Consider the following 19,194-nt stretch of genomic DNA (forward strand, 5'->3'; position numbering starts at 1 on the left):
GAAGTAGGGGATTCTCATGCGGACGAAGGGACTTGAACCCTTACGCCTTGCGGCACTAGATCCTAAGTCTAGCGCGTCTGCCGTTCCGCCACGTCCGCAAAACCTGCATGACCCAACTGGTTACCTGCGCCAGCATTCCAGTTGGAGCCCGCCCACCTATGCTAACCCAAGCCGGCTCTGGCTAACCCGGCAGCTGGGCAACAGCAACCTTCAGATCATCTGTGGCGTCCAGAACCACCCAACCTTGCCCCACCGCCCGCTTCCACAGCTCAAAGTGGAGGTGCGGCCCAGTTACCGCTCCGGTCGCCCCCACATAGCCGATGACGGATCCCCGCTCTACCACTTCCCCTGGTGTTACAGCAACTTCGGACATGTGGCCATAGCGAGTGCGCCGACCGCCGGCATGCTCCAGCACAACGGTGATCCCTAGACCCCCCAGGGATCCCGAAGTGACCACCTTGCCGCTTAAAGAGGCCAGGATCGGCGTGCCCATGCTGGCCCCCAAATCCACCCCGGCATGAAACTCTGGCTCTCCGCGGATGGGGTGAATTCGCATGCCAAATCCAGAAGTGATCGGCACCGGGTGAGGTAAGGGATAGAGCAGTCGTTCTTCACCTACGGCCAGTTCAGGCAACGTCGGCGTTCCCGGTTCAGGAGCTTGGGGCTGGCTGGGATCCTCGATGCGAATCTCTTGGCCGGGGGCGAGAATGATGCGGCGACCGGAGCTGCGTTCCATCAGCACCACCGGCACCCCACCTTCAGGCTGAGCATGGGGAACCAGGTCATGGTTCTTCTGGGGCTCAATCACGATCTCGCGGCCTACTACCGTCTCTGGGCGGGTTTCTGCCTCAAGGGTCGCAGGGCTGCCCTCTCCCAGGGGAATGGCTCCATCCAGCAGCAGGGCTGCTGCCCCAGGCGTGTCCAGGGCCGGTTCCACCACAGGCGGCGGGGGCAGAGGGGTTGGTTGGGTCTGGGCCAGCAGAGCAGTGGGATAAAACCAGAGCAGAGCCAGCCCCAGCTTCAGCCAAAAGCGCAGCCGCCGAGCTCGGGGGGAGAAAAGGCGCGCTGCCATAACCCAAAGCTTCATCACCGAGTTCAACACAGGCCACATAAAAAACACAAGAGAAATTACAGGCTATCGCCCGCCGGCATGTGATAGCTCAAGCGAACTTGGTCGGGTGTAAGCGTCCGGATGGATTGCTGCTGTTGCAGATGTCGCTCCCCTTGTGTTTGTACTCGCACCCTTCCATCCTCGGCAAGGCCCAAGATCGTGAGGCTAGTCCCCCTTTCGAGCCGTTGGACTTGCGGCTTGACCATCCAGGCTTCGTACTCTGAGCGAACGGGGGCAAATCCCCCTTGCAACCAGACGTGGAATCCCTGCTCCATCCCCTGCAGAACCCAGCCGGCAATCTCGGTGCGGTCGAGTGAGCGGTGCAGAGGGGATCCCAAAATTTGGGCTAAGGTGATTGCCCCAATGGGAACGGGGTTGTTGACATTCACCCCCACACCGGCCACCAACCCCAGCAGTTGCCCGCCCCCCCCAAAGCGGCTTTGCACCAGGATCCCCCCCAGCTTGAGCAGAGAATCCGGGCGCTGCTCGTCCACCACCACCAAATCGTTGGGCCATTTCAGCCGCAGCGGGATCCCAAGGTTTTGCCGTAAACGGCCCGCAATGCCCCAGCCCAAGGCCAGGGTCAGTTCCAGCAGCGAGTAATGCAAAGGCGGGGATCCCAGCCAAACGGACAGGTATAGTCCCCCCGGCTCCGAGTGCCACACCCGCCCATGTTGACCTTGCCCAGCCCGTTGGCGGGTGCTGACCAAAACTGTGCCCACTGGCAGCGGCTGTGGGAACCGACGGCCCCAGTCCAAGAGCAGCCGATTGGTGGAATCGGTCACCGCCACTTGCAGCAGATGGCGGCCCCACCGGCCCGCCTGGGATCCCAGCCGCGAGGGAGAAAGCATCTCTACCCGGGATTAGCTCAACACAATGTCTTCCGCCGGACGCTGGGCCAGCCGCTTGAGGTTTTGGTAGCGCAACATGTCCAGCAGATCATTGCCCGAGCGCCCCTCCAGACGGGCCTCCACATGCAGCGCCTGCCCTAGGGCCTCCACCGCCTGCAGCCGCGGGATCCCGCGCAACACCAGGCGATCCACCGCATAGGCGTCAGCAGCCAACAGACGACGGTCATTGGTTTGGTCGCGGCGCAACTGCCAGAGGGCCAAGCCACTCAAACCACCCGAAACGGTTGCTCCCACGGGATCCTGTTGTACGGCCTCGAAGATCAAGCTCAACCCCCCCAGAGCTGCTATGGCCAGGTAAAAGTCGATCTGCCGCGACACCGCCCGACTGTAGTAGCCCACCTTGTGCAGGAACAGCCCCGCCCGCTGCAGGGGGGTAAATTGCCGCCACTCGTAGGGCTTGATGAACAGCCGCATCTGCCGTTCCCAGGGCATTTGCCGACGGCCTTTGATCACCACCGTTTGCCGTTCCGAGGCGGGCAAGATCTTCACACTCTCCCGCATACTGGCTGGCAGCAGATCCAACAGGCGCTCAATCTCCGCCTGATCCAGAACGTAGTTTTCGTAGCCGTAGTATTCCGAGTTCATGCCGGGCCTGCTCCTCAGCTTAGTCCCATCGCCTGACGCATCTCTCGCACCGCCCGATCCAGCCCCACCAGCACCGCTCGACTGATAATGCTGTGGCCGATGTTCAGCTCCTCCATTCCCGGAATCCGCGCCACTGGGCCGACATTCCAGTAGGTAAGACCATGTCCCGCATTCACCCGCAAGCCCAGCTGAAGAGCCTGTTGGCTGGCCTTTTCCAGGTGGTCAAGTTCCACCTGCCGCTGAGCTTCGGATGAGGCTTCTGCATAGCGCCCCGTGTGGAGCTCCACCCAGCGGGCTCCCACTTGGGCAGCAGCGGCAATTTGGGTCGGATCTGGGTCGATAAACAAGCTGACGGGAATGCCGGATCCCTGCAGTTGGCCGACCACATCCCTGAGGCGCGACACCTGCCCCGCCACATCCAACCCACCTTCGGTGGTGATTTCCTCCCGCCGCTCAGGAACCAAAGTGACGTAGTCGGGCTTGACCTCCAGGGCAATCGCCACCATCTCCTCGGTGGCTGCCATCTCTAAGTTGAGGTGGGTGCGCACAGTTTGCCGCAACAGCCGCACATCCCGATCTTGAATGTGACGGCGATCCTCGCGCAAGTGCACCGTAATGCCATCTGCCCCCGCCAGCTCGGCAATCACCGCTGCCGCTACCGGATCTGGCTCCACCGTGCGGCGTGCCTGTCGAAGGGTGGCAATGTGGTCGATGTTAACTCCAAGACTTAACAAGGCTTGACTGCTTTGGGTGTAGAGGATCCTAGAATGCTCCTAGTATTACATTATTCAACTTGCACCAGTCAGAGAGCCAGGATGCCATGGGCCTCAGGCCGCGAGGGTGTAGGCTTTACTCTATGATCAGGTAGCGACGTCTCGCCTGTGCGGGATCCACTCCGGGCTTGCCATGACAGATCCAGATGCCTCTCTGGCGGTGGGACAACACTCCATTGTTGACCGGGCGCGAGTGCCGGCCTTAATTGCCCAGTACTTGCCGGTGGAGATCTGCATTTACTACCAAGTCGTCCCCTTGGCCCTGGATACCGACAGCCTCATCTTGGGCATGGTGGATCCCCAGGATTTGGCGGCGTTGGACTATGTGAGCAAAATGCTGGCCTATTCCCAGATTTCCGTCCAGCCAATCCCTCTCACCGCTCAGCAGCAGCAGGATTTAATTGCCTACTACTTCAGCCATCCCCCCGACCCGGCAGAGGTGGAGCGGCTGCGCCTCCAGGCCCAAGCCAACCGGGTGACTCGGGAGGTTCCTGCTCCCGTGTCGGGGCCACCCACGCAGTTGAGGCCAACCCAGCCTCCGTCCGTCCCCGCCGACGAATCAGAAGAGACAGTGCAGCAGTTGCTCAACTCGATGCTGCGGCGGGCTTTGGATGAGAAAGCCGAGCAAATTTTCGTGGAGCCTCAAGAGGGGCCTTCTTGTCGAGTGCGCTACCGCCAGCAGGGGATTTTGCGGGATCTGTTCAAAGATCTCTCCGAGTCCATACGAGCGAAGTTGATCACCGCCATGAAGCGGATGATGGCGCTGGATCCGGAGTTGATCGGGGAGCCGCAGCAGGCAGAGGTGGAGCGGATGTACCGGGGGGAGCCACTGGTGTTGCAGTTGCGCGTCATACCGCAGCGCTCCAAAAGTGGCCAGACTGCCGCCTCTAGAGAAGGGGCCATCTTGAGCATCCTGCGAGGGGAAGCTCTCCAGAAATATCAACAAGGCCAGAATAACCTCCGCGTCTCTGAGACCCTAGCTTTGGCCCAACAGACCTATCAACTGCTGCAACAATTGCAAAGTGCTCTCAGCAACACAGTTGACAAGCTTAAGCAGTACCCCAGTCCGCCGCGGAGCGACTGGCCCCTGATGACGGAGGTGTTGGCAGCTATTCAAGCCCAAGCCCAGATGATCGCCATCCACCAGCAGGACTGGGAAAAACTCAATTCCGGCAGTTGACCCCCCAAAACCAGCCCCGAGCAACATCCCTTCAACGGGATCCCTCCCGCAGCAGCACCAAAATCACTCCGGCAATGATGCTGATGGTGGCACCGGCAATCAGGCTGGTGGCTAGACGTTCCAGCCGTTCCCCGATGGTTTGTGAGGTGTCGAACTTAAAAGTGAGCTTTTCGACATCACCTGAGAGCTTTTCGACATCGCCCGAGAGCTTTTCGACATCGCCCGAGAGCTTTTCGACATCGCCCGAGAGCTTTTCGACATCGCCCGAGAGCTTTTCAACCCGCTCCGAGAGTTTTTCGCTATCCCCTGAGAGCCGATCGATCCGCCTCAAAACTTCCTCTTGTTGTTGGGTGAGACGAGCTATTGCTTGGCTATTGGCCTCGACCAGGCGCTCGACTCGCTCTAGGCGCTCTTCTGTTGAAATCGTCATAGGGGCTAACAGTCGCGAGTACGGTACACCAGAATACCCATCCTATGCTATTGCCGGCTATTCGTCTCTCCGGCAGGGGTTTAATGGGAGGGCATCCCATTCTGCTGCCCTGGATTGGGTGCGGTAATCTTGAGATCGTGAAGTCTTGTTCGTTAGCTTCCATGCCGTCAAAAGATCCAACTCCTCTGCCCAAGCCCCAGTCGCCATCAGGGGAAACCCCTGCCAGCTCGGGATCCCGCAGCTGGTGGCAGGCGCAACGGGAAAACCTTCTGACGGTGGTGCTGGCTCTGTTGCTGGCCTTCGGCATTCGCACCTTTGTGGCAGAGGCGCGTTGGATCCCCTCCGATTCGATGCTGCCCACTCTGGAAGAAGGGGATCGGCTGGTGGTGGAAAAGGTCAGCTACCGCTTTGGTTCGCCCAGACGAGGCGATATTATTGTTTTCAACCCTCCCGCCAAACTGAACTTCGACGGGGCCTACATCAAGCGGGTGATCGGCCTGCCGGGAGATCGCATTCGCATCGCCAACGGTGAGGTCATCATCAACGGGATCCCGCTGCGGGAAGACTACATCTATGCCCCCCCCGACTATTCTTGCCCTGGCGAGCGCTGTCCTGGAGTTCCCAATCAGGGATCCGAATTCGTGGTTCCTCCCCGCTCCTATTTTGTGATGGGGGATAACCGCAACGACAGCCAAGACTCCCATGTGTGGGGTTTCTTGCCGGAAGAAAACATCATCGGCAACACCATTTTTCGCTTTTGGCCCCCAAATCGCCTACACTTTTTCGCCCCGCCAGAATATCCTGAGCTTCTTCCAGAGGCCCAAGTGTTGGGCAACACAGCCCGGTAGAAAGCCAGCTTGACCCTGTCGGGACTGCTCAGTGCAGCCGCTCCAGCACATAGTCCACCATCTGAAACAAAGCACGACGCGCCGCAGAGTCCGGCAGGCTATACAGCGCTTCGGCAGCCCGCTGGGCGTAGTCGCGGGCCAACTGACGAGAGCGTGGGATCCCTTCGCTTTGATACACCCACTCCAGGGCCTGCTTCAGGTCTTGCGGGTTGGACAGCTCCCTGAGAATGAGCTCTCGCATCTGGGGAAATTCCTCTAGGGCAAACAGAACGGGTGCAGTGAGGTTGCCCTGGATGAGGTCGGATCCCACAGGCTTGCCAAGCGTCTCTGCCGAAGCGGTGAAATCCAGCAGATCGTCGACAATCTGAAAAGCAATGCCCAGATCCCGCCCAAAATCGAACAGGCGATCCGCCACTTCCTCGCTAACCCCGCTCAGCAGGCCAGCAGCCTTGGAACTGCCGGACATGAGGGAGGCCGTTTTGTAGAAGCTCTTGGCCAGGTAGTCTTCCATCGACACATCCGGGTCGAAGCGGGTGAGGCTCTGGCGCACCTCTCCCTCCGGCAAATCCATGATTACTTTGGAAAGGAGCTTCACTACCTCCAGGTTGTCCAGATTGGCCAAGTACCAAGCAGCTTGGCCGAAGAGGTAATCCCCCGCCAGCACGGCTATCCGATTGTCGAAGAGGGTATTCACCGTATCGATGCCCCGTCGCACGTCGGCAGCGTCGATGACATCGTCGTGAACCAAGCTGGCCGTGTGGATCATCTCAGTAATCTCTGCCAAGCGCCAATGCCGTGGGGTAATCTCTCCATCTGGGGTGGTGGCACGGGCAATGAGGAGCACGATGGCTGGCCGGATCCCTTTCCCTCCCGCCGAAAACAGATGTTCGGCAGCCATGGCCAGGATGGGGTGCTTGGCACTCACCAACCGCGTTAGGTTCTGGCGTAAACGCTCCAGATCCGCTTCTACAGGGCCAAAGGGGGAGAGCACAGAGGTCATGGAGCCAAAGTATGAGAGGTTTTACAAAATTTCACATCTTTTTCTATTGTAGAGTACCCCATCGTTCCCGGGGAAAACCAGGCAGTATCATGCAAGCAGTCTTTTGCCCTTCTCATGTCGGATCCCGTCCCCCCACTTCGATCTCATTCCGTTCCACCGCTCCCTTCAGAACCCGATTGGGAGGAGGAGTGGGAGCTGGCGCTGGAAAAGCCGCCGCTGTCTGGGCGGGCCCAGCCTCACCATCATGATCCCCAGTCTCGGCGCAAGTTGACCAACCGCTTGGCTCGCATCGAAGGGCATGTGCGTGGGATCCGCTCCATGATCGAGCAGGATCAGCCCTGTCCAGATGTGCTGCTGCAAATTGCCGCCGTCAAGGGAGCGCTGGATCGGGTGGCGCGGCTGATTTTGGACGATCACATTCGCCACTGCATCCGCCATGCCATCGAGACCGGCAATATCGAGGTGGAGCTGGAAGAGTTGCAGCGGGCTCTGGATCGCTTTATCAGCTAAGTCTCGATGGCCAGATTTAACTTGATGAAAGTCTCCCTTTGCTTGGCTCAGGGGAACGCCAAACTGGGCTGTCAATATCTGCAGCGGGGGCTGGCCGTTGTGATGCTATCTAGTACCCCAGGTCATTCAGAAGGTTGGGGGGAGGGCTGGGTATAGCGCTCCAGCAGAGATGCGCTTTTGAGTTGCCACTGCAGTCCCATGAAGGCCCAGTCGATAAACTCGTTGATCTCCTCAGCGCTGAACTGCATGGCTTTGCCGATCTCGAAAATTAGCTCCTCTTCTTTTTCCACCAGCTGGCTATTCACCACCGCCATCGCCGCCAGATCCCGCAGGATCAAGGCCCCCGCCGCGTTGCGCATGGGCGGGATCCCGCTGATATCCAAAGGCGCACCTGTTTCATCCGCCAGATAGGTCTGGGCCAGTGGCGCTTCGATGCCTACCCCTTCTGCGATTTGCATGAAGAAAGAGGTTTCTTCTTCGTCCAACTGGCCATCTACTCGGGCCACCGCGATCAGGGCCTTGAGGTAGAGCTGGCGCTGCTCGTCTGTCAAATCGGCGTAGTTGATCATGGGAGTTGCTGCTGAGTGTAGGGTTTTCTCTTCAACTCTGCCATGTAAGGTTGCCTTCCAAACCGGGGTCGGACATTTTCCAGTCAAGTTCCAGTCAAGCAGAAAATCGCTTAAAATAGAAAGCCTGTGTCTACCGGCCAAACGCCAAAGGCTCGGAGCGAGGCTCTGGAGCTTCAGCAGGCTTGGCGGGTCTAGGCGAACTCTTTTTTGGATTTTTTGGATCTTTACAGCTTGCGGAGCGTCCCCCAAGGAGTGGATACCCCATGGTCAAATTGCGGCTCAAGCGCTACGGAAAAAAGCGGCAACCCAGCTATCGCATCATCGCCATTGAAAGTAAAAGCCGCCGTGAAGCCCGTCCGCTAGAGGAACTGGGTTACTATAACCCGCGCACCAAGGAGACGGTTTTGCAAACGGCAGGCTTGCTGAAGTGGTTGCGTTGTGGCGCTCAGCCCACAGAGACCGTGGACAGTCTCCTCAAAAAGGCCGGCATCTACGAGATGTTGAAAGCAGGGGAAGGCGGAGTGGTTGCCTCGATTCGCATCCCGGCCATGGCCAAGCCTGAAGCTGGGATCCCTGAGGCGGCAGAAGAGGCCCCTGCAACAGAATCCGTGGCCGAGGCTGAGGTCGCCGATGTTCCCGAGTCTGAATTGAGCGAAGCTGCCACCGAGACAGCAGCGGCAGAATTAAGTCCTCCAGAAGCTGAAGTTGAAAAGCCTCAGGTTGAGGAAGCGGTTGAGGCCTAGGGTCGGCTAAGCTTGGCTTGGCCAGTTGTTCCCTCCTGTCGTCTAGCTCTCTATGCCAGACTACAAGGCTCTCGCCCATCTTTTGATCGAACCGCTGCTCAGCAGCGCCTCTCTTCAAATGGATGTGGAAACCACCTGTGGCGGGCGAAAGGTATGGCTGCGGCTGGCCTTTGACCCGAAGGATCGGGGGCGGGTATTCGGGCGGGGCGGGCGCACCCTGCAAGCGATTCGACAGGTGATGATGGCCGCAGCTCAGTTGGCAGGTCAATCTCTGTACATCGATATCTACGGAGAGGCGGGAGAGCGGAATCGGGAGGAGCGGGAATGAGCCAAATTCTCACCTTTCTGGGCAAGGGGGGCACAGGTCGGAGCACCTTGGCCGTGGCGGCAGCTCGGGCCGCAGCCCAGCAGGGGCGGCGGGTGCTGTTGGTGGGCCATCAGGCGGGGCCGGGGCTGGAAATGCTTTTGGGCGGGATCCCGCTTTCCGGCGAGCCGGTGACCATTGCTGCCAACTTGAGCGTGGTGCAGTTGCGGACAACCCAGCTGCTGGAGCAGTTCTGGACGGCGGCCAAAGAGCTGGAAGCCCGATACGTGCGCACCCCCTTTTTCCGGGAGATCTACGGCCAGGAACTGGGGGTGTTGCCGGGCATGGATCAGGCCCTGGCCCTGGAAGCTCTGCGCCGTTACGATGCCAGCGGCCAATACGACTGCATTCTCTACGATGGGCCAGGGGATCTGACCACCTTGCGGGCCTTTGGGATCCCGGAGGTGGCCAGTTGGTACTGGCGGCGAGCCTCCCAAGCTTTTTTGGGATCCGACTTGGCCAAAACCCTGCGACCCTTTGCCGAGCCGTTGCTGCGTTCGGTGAGCACTGTGGAGTTTTCCTCTCTGGAGGATCTGCCGGAGCGGTTGGGGGGCATGACTAACCTCTTGGAGCAGGGACGACAGGCCATTGCCGATCCGCGCCGTGTGCTGGCCCACCTGGTGACCACCCCAGACCCGATGGCCGTGCAAACCGCCCGTTACCTTTGGGGGAGCGCTCAGATGGTAGGGCTGACGGTGGGTGGCCTCTGGGTCACCCCTCTGGCTCCGGGGGAGGTCTCGGCCGCCGATTTTTTCCCGCTGACACTACGAACACTCCCCCTGCGTCAGGGATCCGATTGGTCGGCTTTGGAAGCAGCGGTGGGGGGGATGTTCGCTGTGCCGGATGTGCCGCCGCCCGTGGCCATCGACGAGGGAGCCCGTACAGTCAAGCTGTTTATTCCCGGCTTCAGCAAGGCGCAAATCGAGCTGAGCCAGTCAGGCCCGGAGCTGACCATTACCGCCGGGGATCAGCGGCGCAATTTGTTCTTGCCCCCCAGCTTGGCAGGTCGGCAGGTGACTGGGGCCAAGTTTCAAGAACCCTTCCTGGTCATCAGCTTCGGCTAAAACGATCCCCAGTTGTTCCCCTCTGTTCGCGTTAGCGGTATGGAGTCCTTGGGAGAGAGCGATGTTGGCCAAACGGATCATTCCCTGTCTGGATGTGGCGGCAGGGCGGGTGGTGAAAGGGATCCAGTTTGTGCAATTGCGGGATGCCGGGGATCCGGTGGAGCTGGCCCAGGCTTATGATCAGGCGGGGGCCGATGAGCTGGTCTTTTTGGACATCACCGCCACCCACGAAGAGCGGGAGATTTTGTTGGAAGTGGTGCGGCGCACCGCAGAGCAGGTGTTCATTCCCCTCACGGTGGGAGGAGGGATCCGCGATCTGGAGGGGATCCGGCAACTGCTGCGGGCCGGGGCAGACAAGGTCAGCCTCAATTCGGCGGCGGTCAGGGATCCGGATTTGGTGACTCAAGCCAGCCGCTGGTTTGGATCCCAGTGCATTGTGGTGGCCATTGATGCTCGCGCCAAGCCGCAGGGAGGGGGATGGGAGGTATACGTGCGCGGGGGGCGGCAGCCGACGGGGCTAGACGCGGTGGAGTGGGCCAAAACCGTGGCCGAGCGGGGGGCAGGGGAGATCTTGCTCACCAGCATGGACGCCGATGGCACCCAGGCCGGCTATGACCTGGAGCTAACCCGGCGGGTGGCCGAGGCGGTGTCGGTGCCGGTGATTGCCTCAGGAGGAGCAGGGGAGTGTGCTCATATCCGCCAAGCTCTGCAGGAGGGAGGGGCGGAAGCGGCTCTATTGGCCTCGCTGCTCCACTATGGCCGGCTGACGATTGCGCAGATCAAAGCCGACTTGGCCGCCCATGCCATTCCGGTGCGTTTCTAGCTTGGGGAGGGATCCGTGCAGGCTCAAGATCTGGCCGCTCTCCTGCCTGAGGTGTGCCGCCTGGCAGAAGCAGCAGGGCAGGCCATCTTGCCCTTCTATCGGCAAAAATCGCTGCCGATCCAACTCAAAGCAGATGCCTCCCCCCTAACTGAGGCGGATCTGGCTGCCCACCACCTGATCCTGCAGGGCCTGCAAGAGTTGACCCCAGGGATCCCGGTGCTCTCGGAAGAATCGGGCGGGATCCCTTACCCAGAGCGGCAACAGTGGGAGCGGTTTTGGCTGGTGGATCCCTTGGATGGCACGCGCGAGTTTATCGAAGGCAGCGGCCAGTTCACCGTCAACATTGCCCTTGTCGAGGCGGGGATCCCCATCCTGGGGGTCGTCCATGCCCCAGCTCTGGGCCTCACCTACGCGGCTGCGCAAAAGCTGGGGGCCTGCAAGAGGGAAAGGACTCCGTCCTGCGTTCACGAACAGCCCATCCGCACCTGCCCTTACGCCCAAGAACCCCTACAAGTGGTGGCCAGCCGTTCCCACAGCAACCCGGAGACGGAGCAGTTCCTCGAGCGGCTGCGGCAGCTCTGTGGCTCTCTGGAAGTGAAGTCTGTGGGCAGTGCCCTAAAGCTTTGCCTTGTGGCCGAAGGATCTGCCCATCTCTACCCTCGCTTCGGCCCCACCATGGAGTGGGATACTGCCGCTGCCCAGTGCATTGTGGAGCAAGCGGGGGGGAGCGTCACCGATCTGGCAGGGGATCCCTTGCGCTACAACAAGCCCGACCTGCACAACCCGCCCTTTGTAGCGGCTGCCGAAGGCATGGCCCAACTGTGGCAGAACCTGATCCCCTGAGGGAAGCTCCGGCTACATGCCCATCTCCGTAGGGTTAAAGCCATCCGGGAACTTGGTGTACTCGTCGTAAAGGGCACCGCGGAAATGGGTGTTGGTGATGATGGCTCCGCGCAGATCGGCCCCAATCCGCAGATCGGCTCGGTTCAGCTCGGCTTCGCTGAGGTCGGCCCTGAGCAATTTGGCCCGGTAGAGGTTGGCCCCCCGCAAATCTGCCTTCACCAACTTAGCCCCAATCAGGTTCACCCGTCGCAGCTTGGCTCCGCGCAGGTCGGCTCCCGAGAGATCTGCTCCCGACAAATCCGCCTCGCGCAAATCTGCCCCACTCAAGTCGGCATCCCGTAGGATAATGCCCTTCAAATTCGCGCCACTCAACTGCGCTCCACTCAGGTTGGAGCCCGAAAAATCCCGTTGGCCAGACGCATAAGCCTGCAACAGTTGCTTGGCATCCAAGAGAGGCTTGATACTTGCTGTTGTCATCGCTGTTTGTTCTCTCACAAAACCGTAGGCAAACTAACCTCAGCCCTGCCGGAAGCAGGCTGTGACCCTTTCGCAGGTTGATTACCCTCTGGGGATCCCTGCCACTCGAGGTGGAACGCTTTACTGACAGACTTTGCCCTGCTGGTCGGCAGAAGGGCTGTCAGAGTTCTTGTTGGTTAGCTTACCACCCCCCGGCCCAAACTCAGCCCGGCAAGCCTTGAGAGTCGGAGGAGAGCGACATTCCGCCTGTTAGAGCTGGTCAATCTCCTTGCGCAAATTTTCCAACTCCAGATCGACCTCGCTCTCACTTGCGGTGGAAGGTTGGCCTGAGGACTTCGCCTCCCCAGAGGGCAACTGACCCTGGATCGACGCCTTGAGCATCAGCAGCTCGTGATCCACATCCGAGCCACCCGCCTCCAAAGCGGCAAACTGGTTTTCCAAATTGTCTACCGCCAGCTCGGCCACTGCCGCCGACTGGGCCTCCAGGGAGTTCACCTTCTCCTCCATACGCTCAAAAGCAGCAAAGGCGCTTGTGGCGTCCACCCGCCCGATAACCTGATTGATTTGCTGGGAAGCCTTGGCGGCGCGGGCGCGAGCGATGAGCATGTCCTTTTTGGTCTTGGCCTCAGCGATCTTGCTCTCCAGCTTGGTCATGTTGGACTTCAGGATCTCCACCTGCTTAGTCTGCTCATCCAACTGCCGCTTCAGGCTTTGGGCAGTCTCGGCAAAGGTTTTCTTGCGCACCAGCGCTTCCCGAGCCAAAGCTTCGTTGTTGTTGCGCAGGGCCAACTCGGCGCGTCTTTGCCACTCATCAACACTCTGCTGTGCTTGCTCATACTGCCGCTCTATCCGCTTCTGGGCAGCAATGGCCTGGGCAACCGCTTGCCGCATCTGGTAGTGATCCTCAGACATGTCCTGAATGGTCTGGTTCAGGATTTTCTCCGGATCCTCGGCGCTGCTGACCAGCGCATTGATATTGGATCTAATGATTCGGCTGACCCGATCGAACAATCCCATCGGTTGCTTCCCCCTCTAGCGGTCTGACCTAATGCTACCCTTGCTGCTCTGATGCCTTCCAGTGCTCCTACTCCAGTATAGGGATCCATAGGGCTCCGCTGAAAAAAGCTGTAACGTTCTCTTGCCCCAATACCCTCCAGAGCCGATAATGCTTGCTTAACTTCGTTTGCTGACCGACAATCCCTGTTCTCTGATCGGGGCCATCCGCAGGTCGAAACGAAGTTGAGTTTGGCCGGTGTTGTTGGGAGTTCTCCGCCCCAGGTTCACGATTCAGGAGAGGGATCCGTGGCTCAGCGCCCGATTATTCTGGGTATTGTTGGTGATAGTGCTGCTGGAAAAACCACCCTCACCCGTGGCATTGCCCAAGTCTTGGGGGAAGAAAACGTCACTGTCATCTGCACCGACGACTACCACCGCTACGACCGCAAACAACGCGCTGAACTGGGGATTACAGCCCTCCATCCCGACTGCAACTACCTGGATATCGTTCAGCAGCACCTGACGCTCCTGCGCACCGGCCAGCCGATCCTAAAGCCCGTCTACAACCACAGCACCGGCACCTTTGACCCGCCAGAGTATGTCAAGCCCAACAAATACGTGATTGTCGAAGGGCTGCTGGGCTACTTTACCCGTGGTATGCGGGATAGCTACGATGTCAAGGTTTATTTGGCTCCCCCAGAACATTTACGAGCCCTTTGGAAGATTAAGCGGGACACCCGCAAGCGCGGATATACCGAAGAGCAAGTGCGAGAAGAGCTCAAAAAGCGCGAACCCGACTCAGAGGCTTTTATTCGTCCACAGCGCCAATGGGCCGATGTAGTGGTCACCTTTTACCCGCCCCAAGAGGGATCCAACCAAGACGAGGTATTGCTGAATGCGCGCCTGGTGCTGCGCCCCACCATTCCTCACCCAGATTTTTGGCAAATCCTCAATGCCCGCGACAGTCACCTCAGCTCTGCCATTCGTTTGGATTTGGATCGGGATATGGGCAAGCCCGTCGATGTTTTGCAGATTGATGCCCATGCTACGGCCAGCCAAGTGATTGAGCTGGAGCGGATGCTCTGCAACGAAATCCCTTACCTGGGCAAGTTCTGTAGCTTAGAGGGAAACCCCAATATCGGCCAATTGATCGGCACCACCGGCGAGCTGCTCCAGAGCTATCCCCTGGCTTTGACTCAGTTGCTGATCACCTACCACATGTTAAAAGCGGCCAACATCTACCAATAGAGTCCGTGGCGGCGAGGGATCCCCAGTTTCACAGGATCTGCAGGGGAGGGCTAGGCTCAGCACTGTAACCTGATCCTGGAGCAAACCTTTGTCAGCTTCTGTCAAGGACATGGGCTGTGCTGGAATTGAACCAGCGGCTCCCACCGTGTCAAGGTGGTACTCTACCACTGAGTTAACAGCCCCTATGAGCGATGCCGCTGTGCATCTGCCTGAAGGCCGGAAACAAATAATATCACATCTTAACCTGTCCCATTGGGGTCAACCTAGGTGGAGAGTGGACAGGTGCCCTATTTCAAATCAAAAAGGGGATCCGGTCAGCAACTGGTAGTGCAACACCTGGGGTGGGCGAGCAAAGTAGGGCCCGATGAGGGCACGCCAGCGGACAAAGTTTTCCGATTGGCGAAAGTTGACCAGATGGGCCTCTAGGGATCCCCACTGAACGAGCAGTATGTATTGCTGAGGGTGCTCCAGACAGCGCTGCAGTTGGTGCCCTTGGTAGCCGCCGGTCTGCTGCAAATAGATGAAAGCTTGAGCGATGGCGGCTTCAAAGGCGGCTTCAGAGCCGGGGGTAATTTCAAACTGAGCCACCTCAAGGATGGAGGAAGCAGTCATGGGTTAGGTATGCAGGCCGCATTCGGTTTTGCTTGTGCCCTTCCAGCGTCCAGAGCGGGGATCCGCCCCTGGCTCAACAGGCGCAGTGCAGTGGAGGCAGCCGATACTGGGGTAGTGGCGATCGTGCAGGGGGTTGTAAGGGATCCCGTGGTCAAGGATGTATTTCCAAACTTGGCCATTTGTCCAGTCAGCCAGCGGGTTGAGTTTGAGGCGGTTGCGCTTGCCGTCCCACTGCACCTTGCCGATATCGGCGCGGGTGGGGGATTGTTCCCGACGCATCCCTGTAATCCAAGTGGTGCAACCGGCCAGAGCACGATTCAAGGGCTCCACCTTGCGGATGTTGCAGCAGAGGTCGGGGTTAGAGCGATACAGTTCTGGCCCGTATTGAGCTGCCTGCTCTTCCGGGGTAAGCAAGGGCTTGAAGATCTGCAGTTGCAAGTGGGGGTAGCGCGCCAACACCTGCTCCCGCAGTTGTAGGGTTTCCGGGAAGTGAAAATCGGTGTCCAGAAAAAAAGCGCGAACACGGGGGTTAATCGCCGTGAGCAGATCGATCAGCACTAGGTCTTCCGGGCCAAAGCTACAGGCCAGCACCAGCCCATCTCCAAATTCTTCAACCGCCCAGGTGAGCAGGTCGCTTGCCGACAAAGGCTCAAACCGTTCGCTCAGGGACGCCACTTGAGGTTGATACTGCTCCCGCAGCGCTTGAGCCGCCAGCTCCCAGCGGCTAGAAGGAGAAAGGCTTGCTGTCATAGGGGGAAGACACCGAACTCGACGATTTTTGCTTTTTTTAATCTACACTAATTCGGTCAAGCTTTAGGGGTTTTGATTACCAGGCGGCAGCGGGCAGAGGGAGAGAGCGGGATCCCTTGGCCCGGAGAGGGATTTGTCCCCAGCGATCCCGTCGGATCCCCATCACCAAGCCGTGCCAGAGGGGGCTGGGATCCAATGCCGGCAACTTAACCCAGTGGTAGCGCAACACCCCTCGCCGTGGGTTCACCTCCAGCTCAAACACCCGCAGAGCCGAAACCGGCCCCACCAGAGGAGGTGCTGTCAGGTAGGGGATCCCATCGCGGACATACACCTTCGGCACATGCAGGTGGCCACTCAGCACCGCCACCACTCGCCCGTGGCGGGCCAGGAGAGCGTGTAGCGCCGAGGCTGGTTCGCTGAGGAGCCGGTACTTGCGAAACAAAACCGCGTCCATTTGAGTGGGAGCAATGAAGGGCGGCTGATGGATCAGCAGGATCAGCCATTCTTCCGGCACCGTTTGCAGATGTTCGCCCAGCCAGTGCAGTTGGGAGGGGCGGAGCACGCCCTGAGGCAAAGGGAAGCGTCCCAGGCTGGCGTCGAGGGCAATCAAGCGGATCCCGGGCAGAGGGGAAAGGCTGTAATCGACGTAACCAGTGGGAGCCAGGGACAGGGGAAATTGGCTTTGGCACCAACGGATAAACTGATCCCGGTTGAAGCGTCCCTTTCTCCCTAGGGTGTCGATATCGTGGTTGCCCAGGCTGAGGTAATAGGGCACCCGCAGTTGGGCAACAATCTCCTGGAAAGATTGAAAGCTCTCCGGATCCGCTTGATCCACCAAATCCCCGGTAAACACCACGAAGTGCAGATCGGGCACCTGGTTGAGATGGGCAACGGCGGCTTCCAACTGGCGGCGGGGGGAATCGGACATCCACCAACAGCGGCACCCCGTCTCGGGCATCAGGTGGACATCTGAGACTTGAGCAAAGCAAATGCGTTGGGTTGCCATCGTTTAGGTACTTATTCACACCTCACGCCCGCATCATAGTCAATGATGGGCTGGGGGGCTATGGGATTCTCTTAACCTCAGCTGGGAGCCATCGGCAACTGGGGCACAGGTAGGGCTGTGAAAGGGGCGCGCAGACTGGTCAAATTGGTCTGAGAGGGTTTCCCAGGCTGTCACCCCCAACTTTTCTCCCAGCAGGATAGATTGAATGGATTGATGAGTAGTAAAGCGGTCTGTATCCTTTGCTCCATCCCATACTTCCCGGCTCTGGAAAACTGACGGATACAGTGCTTCAACACCGACCACATCCCCTCAATCCGATTCAACTCTGGTGTATACACAGGCAAGGGAGATTGGGTCGCCAAAATCCGGTTTACCCCCTTGCCCATCAAGCCGTGGGATCCAACCGCATCAACACCTGCCCAAACTCCACCGATTGCCCATTGCTCACCAAAATCTCGGTCACCACGCCTGCCGCTTCGGCCTCGATCTCGTTCATCAGCTTCATGGCCTCGATGATGCACAGGGTTTGGCCCTTGTTCACCCGTTGGCCAACCCGCACAAAGTCAGGTTCACCTGGAGCTGGGGCGCTGTAGAAAGTGCCCACCATTGGTGACGTCACGTCTATCCAATGGCTGGGGGTGGATTTGGGAGCAGTGGGAGGAGGGGGCGCTTCTGCAGGAGCAGGAGGAGGCGCAGAGGAGACAATAACCGGACTGGCGGGGGTGGAGGAGAGCTCAGTCGGGATCCCTTTGCGCAAGGTGAGGCGAAAATCTTTGAACTCCAGAGTTAGCTCGGTAACATCGCTCTCTTGCAGAGCGGCCAGGAGAAGACGAATTTCCTGCCAATTGACAACATCCAAGGGAAGGTTCACTCCTGATGCATCACCTGTCCACAACAGAAATCCATAACCGAAAAGGAGAGGGAGAACTCACTCCCGGCCCAGATAGGTGTCGGTGCGGGTATCGACCCGAATCCGTTCTCCAACCTTGATGAACAAAGGCACCTGGATCTCAGCACCGGTCTCCAGCTTGGCCGGCTTGGTTCCCCCAGTGGCGGTATCTCCTTTCACCCCTGGATCTGTTTCCACCACTTCCAGAACAACGGTGTTGGGCAGCTCCACATCGATCACCTGCCCATTCCAGCGCAAGATTGACACTTGCATGTTTTCTTTCAGATATTTCACGGCGGAGCCAATTTGGGCGGCGGTAATTGGAGCCTGCTCATAGGTCTCCATGTCCATAAACACCAAGTTGTTCCCTTCCGCGTAGAGATACTGCATCTCGACTTTTTCGATGGTGGCTGCGGGCAGGGTTTCACCGGCGCGGAAGGTTTTCTCCACAACGTTGCCAGTCTGCATGTTTTTGAGCTTGGTGCGCACAAAGGCTGCTCCCTTGCCGGGCTTCACATGCAGGAACTCGATCACTTTATAGGGAGCTCCGTCAATTTCTACAGAGACGCCAGGGCGCAAATCGTTGCTTGAGATCATGTCAGCAGAGGGATCCGTTGCTTAGACTTCCCAATCTTACCGTGACGATGGGGCACTCCGTTCGCGCTGGGGAGGCGGAGTCCGATTCAGCCCTCGGAGATCGATCGGGGGCTGGCGACCGTAAAGGGGCAACACCTCCTGCCACTGAGGGCGCAATCCGGCCCGAAAATCGGCGCGGGCCAATTCTGCTAACGCCACCACAGGTGCAGAATCCACAAAATCGTCGGCATTCACGGATAGAGCTTGCGGCCACTGTCGGAGAGTTGCCTGCCAAGCCTCTTCCTCCCAGAGCCGATCGGCCACTTCTGCAGCGACACCCTCTTCTGTCACCCGATACACGCCGCCATACCGCTCTCCTCGTTTTGCGTCCATCTGCACCGCCACCGTCAAGGGCTGGGGCGGGGATCCCTGCTCCTGCCACACCTGGCGGGCGAGGACGGCCAAAGCCGAGTAGCCAAACACGGGAATGCCCAGTTGCTGGCCCAGCAGACGGGCCACGCTCACCCCCAAACGGCTGCCCGTAAAGCTGCCCGGCCCCAAAGCTACAGCGATCCCGGCTACCTGTGACCAAGCCTGACGGGCCAAGAAGTCTCTCAAGCAGGGGTGCAACTGCGCTGCCATCTCCCGATCCAGCCACCAGCTCTGGCTGCGGGGTTCTCCCAGCCCCGGCTCCAACGGCAGCAGGGCCAGGCCCAAAACGGGCGTGGTGGTGTGGATCCCTAAAATCCAGCGGACAAGCGACATGGCCTCTCTCAGGATCAAAAAAGGTGGTTGACGAAACTTAACGGATGTTTTAAGTTTAGGTTGTCAATCTTCGCGCTTCCTTAGGGAAGTTTGTCCTCATGACTACTGTTATCCAACGTCG

Annotated in this window: 24 protein-coding genes and 2 tRNA genes; 9 read left to right on the forward strand and 17 right to left on the reverse strand. The window is 59.0% G+C overall.

The window, feature by feature from the left end; genetic code table 11:
• Positions 1 to 17: 17 nt before the first annotated feature.
• The 5 genes from ACVWZG_RS13105 to ACVWZG_RS13125 form a co-directional block, all read right to left on the reverse strand.
• Positions 18 to 98, reverse strand: a tRNA-Leu gene (locus ACVWZG_RS13105).
• A gap of 83 nt (positions 99 to 181) precedes the next feature.
• Positions 182 to 1,072, reverse strand: coding sequence for a M23 family metallopeptidase (locus ACVWZG_RS13110; RefSeq protein ID WP_457407420.1), 891 nt, complete (start codon positions 1,070 to 1,072; stop codon positions 182 to 184).
• A 56-nt stretch (positions 1,073 to 1,128) separates the two neighbouring features.
• The gene (locus ACVWZG_RS13115) at positions 1,129 to 1,962 is read right to left on the reverse strand and encodes a biotin--[acetyl-CoA-carboxylase] ligase (protein ID WP_457407419.1); all 834 of its coding nucleotides are present in this window, start codon (positions 1,960 to 1,962) and stop codon (positions 1,129 to 1,131) included.
• Positions 1,963 to 1,974: 12 nt separating this feature from the next.
• Positions 1,975 to 2,607: a DUF3318 domain-containing protein gene (locus ACVWZG_RS13120; protein ID WP_011432111.1), complete on the reverse strand. Its 633-nt coding sequence runs from the start codon at positions 2,605 to 2,607 to the stop codon at positions 1,975 to 1,977.
• A 14-nt stretch (positions 2,608 to 2,621) separates the two neighbouring features.
• Positions 2,622 to 3,341, reverse strand: coding sequence for a pyridoxine 5'-phosphate synthase (locus ACVWZG_RS13125; protein ID WP_414424665.1), 720 nt, complete (start codon positions 3,339 to 3,341; stop codon positions 2,622 to 2,624).
• Positions 3,342 to 3,513: 172 nt separating this feature from the next.
• Here ACVWZG_RS13125 and ACVWZG_RS13130 point away from each other — a divergent pair, with 172 nt between their 5' ends.
• Positions 3,514 to 4,560: an ATPase, T2SS/T4P/T4SS family gene (locus ACVWZG_RS13130; protein WP_457407417.1), complete on the forward strand. Its 1,047-nt coding sequence runs from the start codon at positions 3,514 to 3,516 to the stop codon at positions 4,558 to 4,560.
• A gap of 31 nt (positions 4,561 to 4,591) precedes the next feature.
• On the opposite strand, the gene ACVWZG_RS13135 is transcribed toward ACVWZG_RS13130, so the two are convergent.
• On the reverse strand, positions 4,592 to 4,990 hold the full coding sequence (locus ACVWZG_RS13135; RefSeq protein WP_457388363.1) for a hypothetical protein: 399 nt from the start codon (positions 4,988 to 4,990) through the stop codon (positions 4,592 to 4,594).
• Positions 4,991 to 5,151: 161 nt separating this feature from the next.
• Between ACVWZG_RS13135 and lepB the strand changes: the two genes are divergently transcribed.
• A complete protein-coding gene (gene lepB / locus ACVWZG_RS13140; protein ID WP_041436160.1) occupies positions 5,152 to 5,838 on the forward strand; it encodes a signal peptidase I in 687 nt (228 codons plus the stop codon).
• 28 nt (positions 5,839 to 5,866) lie between these two features.
• Here lepB and sds read toward each other — a convergent pair whose 3' ends face one another.
• On the reverse strand, positions 5,867 to 6,838 hold the full coding sequence (sds, locus tag ACVWZG_RS13145) for a solanesyl diphosphate synthase (protein ID WP_041436149.1): 972 nt from the start codon (positions 6,836 to 6,838) through the stop codon (positions 5,867 to 5,869).
• Between the two features lie 114 nt (positions 6,839 to 6,952).
• On the opposite strand from sds, the gene ACVWZG_RS13150 reads away from it, so the two are divergent.
• A complete protein-coding gene (locus tag ACVWZG_RS13150) occupies positions 6,953 to 7,348 on the forward strand; it encodes a metal-sensing transcriptional repressor (RefSeq protein WP_011432105.1) in 396 nt (131 codons plus the stop codon).
• Positions 7,349 to 7,470: 122 nt separating this feature from the next.
• Here ACVWZG_RS13150 and ACVWZG_RS13155 read toward each other — a convergent pair whose 3' ends face one another.
• Positions 7,471 to 7,917: a TerB family tellurite resistance protein gene (locus ACVWZG_RS13155; RefSeq protein WP_414330135.1), complete on the reverse strand. Its 447-nt coding sequence runs from the start codon at positions 7,915 to 7,917 to the stop codon at positions 7,471 to 7,473.
• 263 nt (positions 7,918 to 8,180) lie between these two features.
• Between ACVWZG_RS13155 and rpsP the strand changes: the two genes are divergently transcribed.
• From rpsP to cysQ, 5 genes are all read left to right on the forward strand, one after another.
• A complete protein-coding gene (gene rpsP / locus ACVWZG_RS13160) occupies positions 8,181 to 8,660 on the forward strand; it encodes a 30S ribosomal protein S16 (protein ID WP_011432103.1) in 480 nt (159 codons plus the stop codon).
• Positions 8,661 to 8,712: 52 nt separating this feature from the next.
• Positions 8,713 to 8,988: a KH domain-containing protein gene (locus tag ACVWZG_RS13165; RefSeq protein ID WP_011432102.1), complete on the forward strand. Its 276-nt coding sequence runs from the start codon at positions 8,713 to 8,715 to the stop codon at positions 8,986 to 8,988.
• Positions 8,985 to 10,088, forward strand: coding sequence for a Get3/ArsA fold putative tail anchor-mediating ATPase NosAFP (locus ACVWZG_RS13170; RefSeq protein WP_414398986.1), 1,104 nt, complete (start codon positions 8,985 to 8,987; stop codon positions 10,086 to 10,088). The genes ACVWZG_RS13165 and ACVWZG_RS13170 overlap by 4 nt, the downstream gene beginning before the upstream one ends.
• Positions 10,089 to 10,149: 61 nt before the next feature.
• Entirely contained in the window at positions 10,150 to 10,911 is a 762-nt protein-coding gene (gene hisF / locus ACVWZG_RS13175; RefSeq protein WP_414330140.1) for an imidazole glycerol phosphate synthase subunit HisF, read from the forward strand.
• A gap of 15 nt (positions 10,912 to 10,926) precedes the next feature.
• Entirely contained in the window at positions 10,927 to 11,754 is an 828-nt protein-coding gene (gene cysQ / locus ACVWZG_RS13180) for a 3'(2'),5'-bisphosphate nucleotidase CysQ (RefSeq protein WP_457407416.1), read from the forward strand.
• A 12-nt stretch (positions 11,755 to 11,766) separates the two neighbouring features.
• Here cysQ and ACVWZG_RS13185 read toward each other — a convergent pair whose 3' ends face one another.
• Together ACVWZG_RS13185 and ACVWZG_RS13190 are read right to left on the reverse strand one after the other, a co-directional pair.
• Positions 11,767 to 12,231, reverse strand: a complete 465-nt coding sequence (locus tag ACVWZG_RS13185; protein ID WP_011432098.1) for a pentapeptide repeat-containing protein — start codon at positions 12,229 to 12,231, stop codon at positions 11,767 to 11,769.
• A 249-nt stretch (positions 12,232 to 12,480) separates the two neighbouring features.
• Positions 12,481 to 13,248, reverse strand: a complete 768-nt coding sequence (locus ACVWZG_RS13190; RefSeq protein ID WP_414344240.1) for a PspA/IM30 family protein — start codon at positions 13,246 to 13,248, stop codon at positions 12,481 to 12,483.
• Positions 13,249 to 13,533: 285 nt separating this feature from the next.
• On the opposite strand from ACVWZG_RS13190, the gene ACVWZG_RS13195 reads away from it, so the two are divergent.
• Complete coding sequence (locus tag ACVWZG_RS13195; RefSeq protein ID WP_414406494.1) at positions 13,534 to 14,475, forward strand: phosphoribulokinase; 942 nt, start codon at positions 13,534 to 13,536, stop codon at positions 14,473 to 14,475.
• A 110-nt stretch (positions 14,476 to 14,585) separates the two neighbouring features.
• Here the strand turns inward: ACVWZG_RS13195 and ACVWZG_RS13200 are convergent.
• From ACVWZG_RS13200 to tsaB, 7 genes are all read right to left on the reverse strand, one after another.
• A tRNA-Val gene (locus ACVWZG_RS13200) sits at positions 14,586 to 14,657 on the reverse strand.
• Positions 14,658 to 14,772: 115 nt separating this feature from the next.
• Positions 14,773 to 15,087 carry an antibiotic biosynthesis monooxygenase family protein gene (locus ACVWZG_RS13205; RefSeq protein ID WP_457407413.1) on the reverse strand — a complete coding sequence of 105 codons (315 nt, stop codon included), beginning with the start codon at positions 15,085 to 15,087 and terminating at the stop codon, positions 14,773 to 14,775.
• A 3-nt stretch (positions 15,088 to 15,090) separates the two neighbouring features.
• Positions 15,091 to 15,837, reverse strand: coding sequence for a phosphoadenylyl-sulfate reductase (locus tag ACVWZG_RS13210; protein ID WP_011432094.1), 747 nt, complete (start codon positions 15,835 to 15,837; stop codon positions 15,091 to 15,093).
• A gap of 76 nt (positions 15,838 to 15,913) precedes the next feature.
• Entirely contained in the window at positions 15,914 to 16,843 is a 930-nt protein-coding gene (locus tag ACVWZG_RS13215) for a metallophosphoesterase family protein (protein WP_414331126.1), read from the reverse strand.
• A 385-nt stretch (positions 16,844 to 17,228) separates the two neighbouring features.
• A complete protein-coding gene (gene accB, locus ACVWZG_RS13220; RefSeq protein ID WP_011432092.1) occupies positions 17,229 to 17,702 on the reverse strand; it encodes an acetyl-CoA carboxylase biotin carboxyl carrier protein in 474 nt (157 codons plus the stop codon).
• Positions 17,703 to 17,771: 69 nt separating this feature from the next.
• The gene (gene efp / locus ACVWZG_RS13225; protein ID WP_011432091.1) at positions 17,772 to 18,329 is read right to left on the reverse strand and encodes an elongation factor P; all 558 of its coding nucleotides are present in this window, start codon (positions 18,327 to 18,329) and stop codon (positions 17,772 to 17,774) included.
• Positions 18,330 to 18,365: 36 nt separating this feature from the next.
• Positions 18,366 to 19,073, reverse strand: coding sequence for a tRNA (adenosine(37)-N6)-threonylcarbamoyltransferase complex dimerization subunit type 1 TsaB (gene tsaB, locus ACVWZG_RS13230; RefSeq protein ID WP_457407410.1), 708 nt, complete (start codon positions 19,071 to 19,073; stop codon positions 18,366 to 18,368).
• Between the last annotated feature and the right edge of the window lie 121 nt (positions 19,074 to 19,194).

It is taken from the genome of Thermostichus sp. OS-CIW-33, assembly GCF_054059615.1.

What these genes read in the sequence shown, in the direction of transcription:
- ACVWZG_RS13110 (WP_457407420.1), bottom strand. Translation starts at nt 1,072, where the DNA reads ATGGCAGCGCGCCTTTTCTCCCCCCGAGCTCGGCGGCTGCGCTTTTGG.
- ACVWZG_RS13115 (WP_457407419.1), bottom strand. Translation starts at nt 1,962, where the DNA reads ATGCTTTCTCCCTCGCGGCTGGGATCCCAGGCGGGCCGGTGGGGCCGC.
- ACVWZG_RS13120 (WP_011432111.1), bottom strand. Translation starts at nt 2,607, where the DNA reads ATGAACTCGGAATACTACGGCTACGAAAACTACGTTCTGGATCAGGCG.
- ACVWZG_RS13130 (WP_457407417.1), top strand. Translation starts at nt 3,514, where the DNA reads ATGACAGATCCAGATGCCTCTCTGGCGGTGGGACAACACTCCATTGTT.
- ACVWZG_RS13135 (WP_457388363.1), bottom strand. Translation starts at nt 4,990, where the DNA reads ATGACGATTTCAACAGAAGAGCGCCTAGAGCGAGTCGAGCGCCTGGTC.
- lepB (WP_041436160.1), top strand. Translation starts at nt 5,152, where the DNA reads ATGCCGTCAAAAGATCCAACTCCTCTGCCCAAGCCCCAGTCGCCATCA.
- sds (WP_041436149.1), bottom strand. Translation starts at nt 6,838, where the DNA reads ATGACCTCTGTGCTCTCCCCCTTTGGCCCTGTAGAAGCGGATCTGGAG.
- ACVWZG_RS13150 (WP_011432105.1), top strand. Translation starts at nt 6,953, where the DNA reads ATGTCGGATCCCGTCCCCCCACTTCGATCTCATTCCGTTCCACCGCTC.
- ACVWZG_RS13155 (WP_414330135.1), bottom strand. Translation starts at nt 7,917, where the DNA reads ATGATCAACTACGCCGATTTGACAGACGAGCAGCGCCAGCTCTACCTC.
- rpsP (WP_011432103.1), top strand. Translation starts at nt 8,181, where the DNA reads ATGGTCAAATTGCGGCTCAAGCGCTACGGAAAAAAGCGGCAACCCAGC.
- ACVWZG_RS13165 (WP_011432102.1), top strand. Translation starts at nt 8,713, where the DNA reads ATGCCAGACTACAAGGCTCTCGCCCATCTTTTGATCGAACCGCTGCTC.
- ACVWZG_RS13170 (WP_414398986.1), top strand. Translation starts at nt 8,985, where the DNA reads ATGAGCCAAATTCTCACCTTTCTGGGCAAGGGGGGCACAGGTCGGAGC.
- hisF (WP_414330140.1), top strand. Translation starts at nt 10,150, where the DNA reads ATGTTGGCCAAACGGATCATTCCCTGTCTGGATGTGGCGGCAGGGCGG.
- ACVWZG_RS13185 (WP_011432098.1), bottom strand. Translation starts at nt 12,231, where the DNA reads ATGACAACAGCAAGTATCAAGCCTCTCTTGGATGCCAAGCAACTGTTG.
- ACVWZG_RS13190 (WP_414344240.1), bottom strand. Translation starts at nt 13,248, where the DNA reads ATGGGATTGTTCGATCGGGTCAGCCGAATCATTAGATCCAATATCAAT.
- ACVWZG_RS13205 (WP_457407413.1), bottom strand. Translation starts at nt 15,087, where the DNA reads ATGACTGCTTCCTCCATCCTTGAGGTGGCTCAGTTTGAAATTACCCCC.
- ACVWZG_RS13210 (WP_011432094.1), bottom strand. Translation starts at nt 15,837, where the DNA reads ATGACAGCAAGCCTTTCTCCTTCTAGCCGCTGGGAGCTGGCGGCTCAA.
- ACVWZG_RS13215 (WP_414331126.1), bottom strand. Translation starts at nt 16,843, where the DNA reads ATGGCAACCCAACGCATTTGCTTTGCTCAAGTCTCAGATGTCCACCTG.
- efp (WP_011432091.1), bottom strand. Translation starts at nt 18,329, where the DNA reads ATGATCTCAAGCAACGATTTGCGCCCTGGCGTCTCTGTAGAAATTGAC.
- tsaB (WP_457407410.1), bottom strand. Translation starts at nt 19,073, where the DNA reads ATGTCGCTTGTCCGCTGGATTTTAGGGATCCACACCACCACGCCCGTT.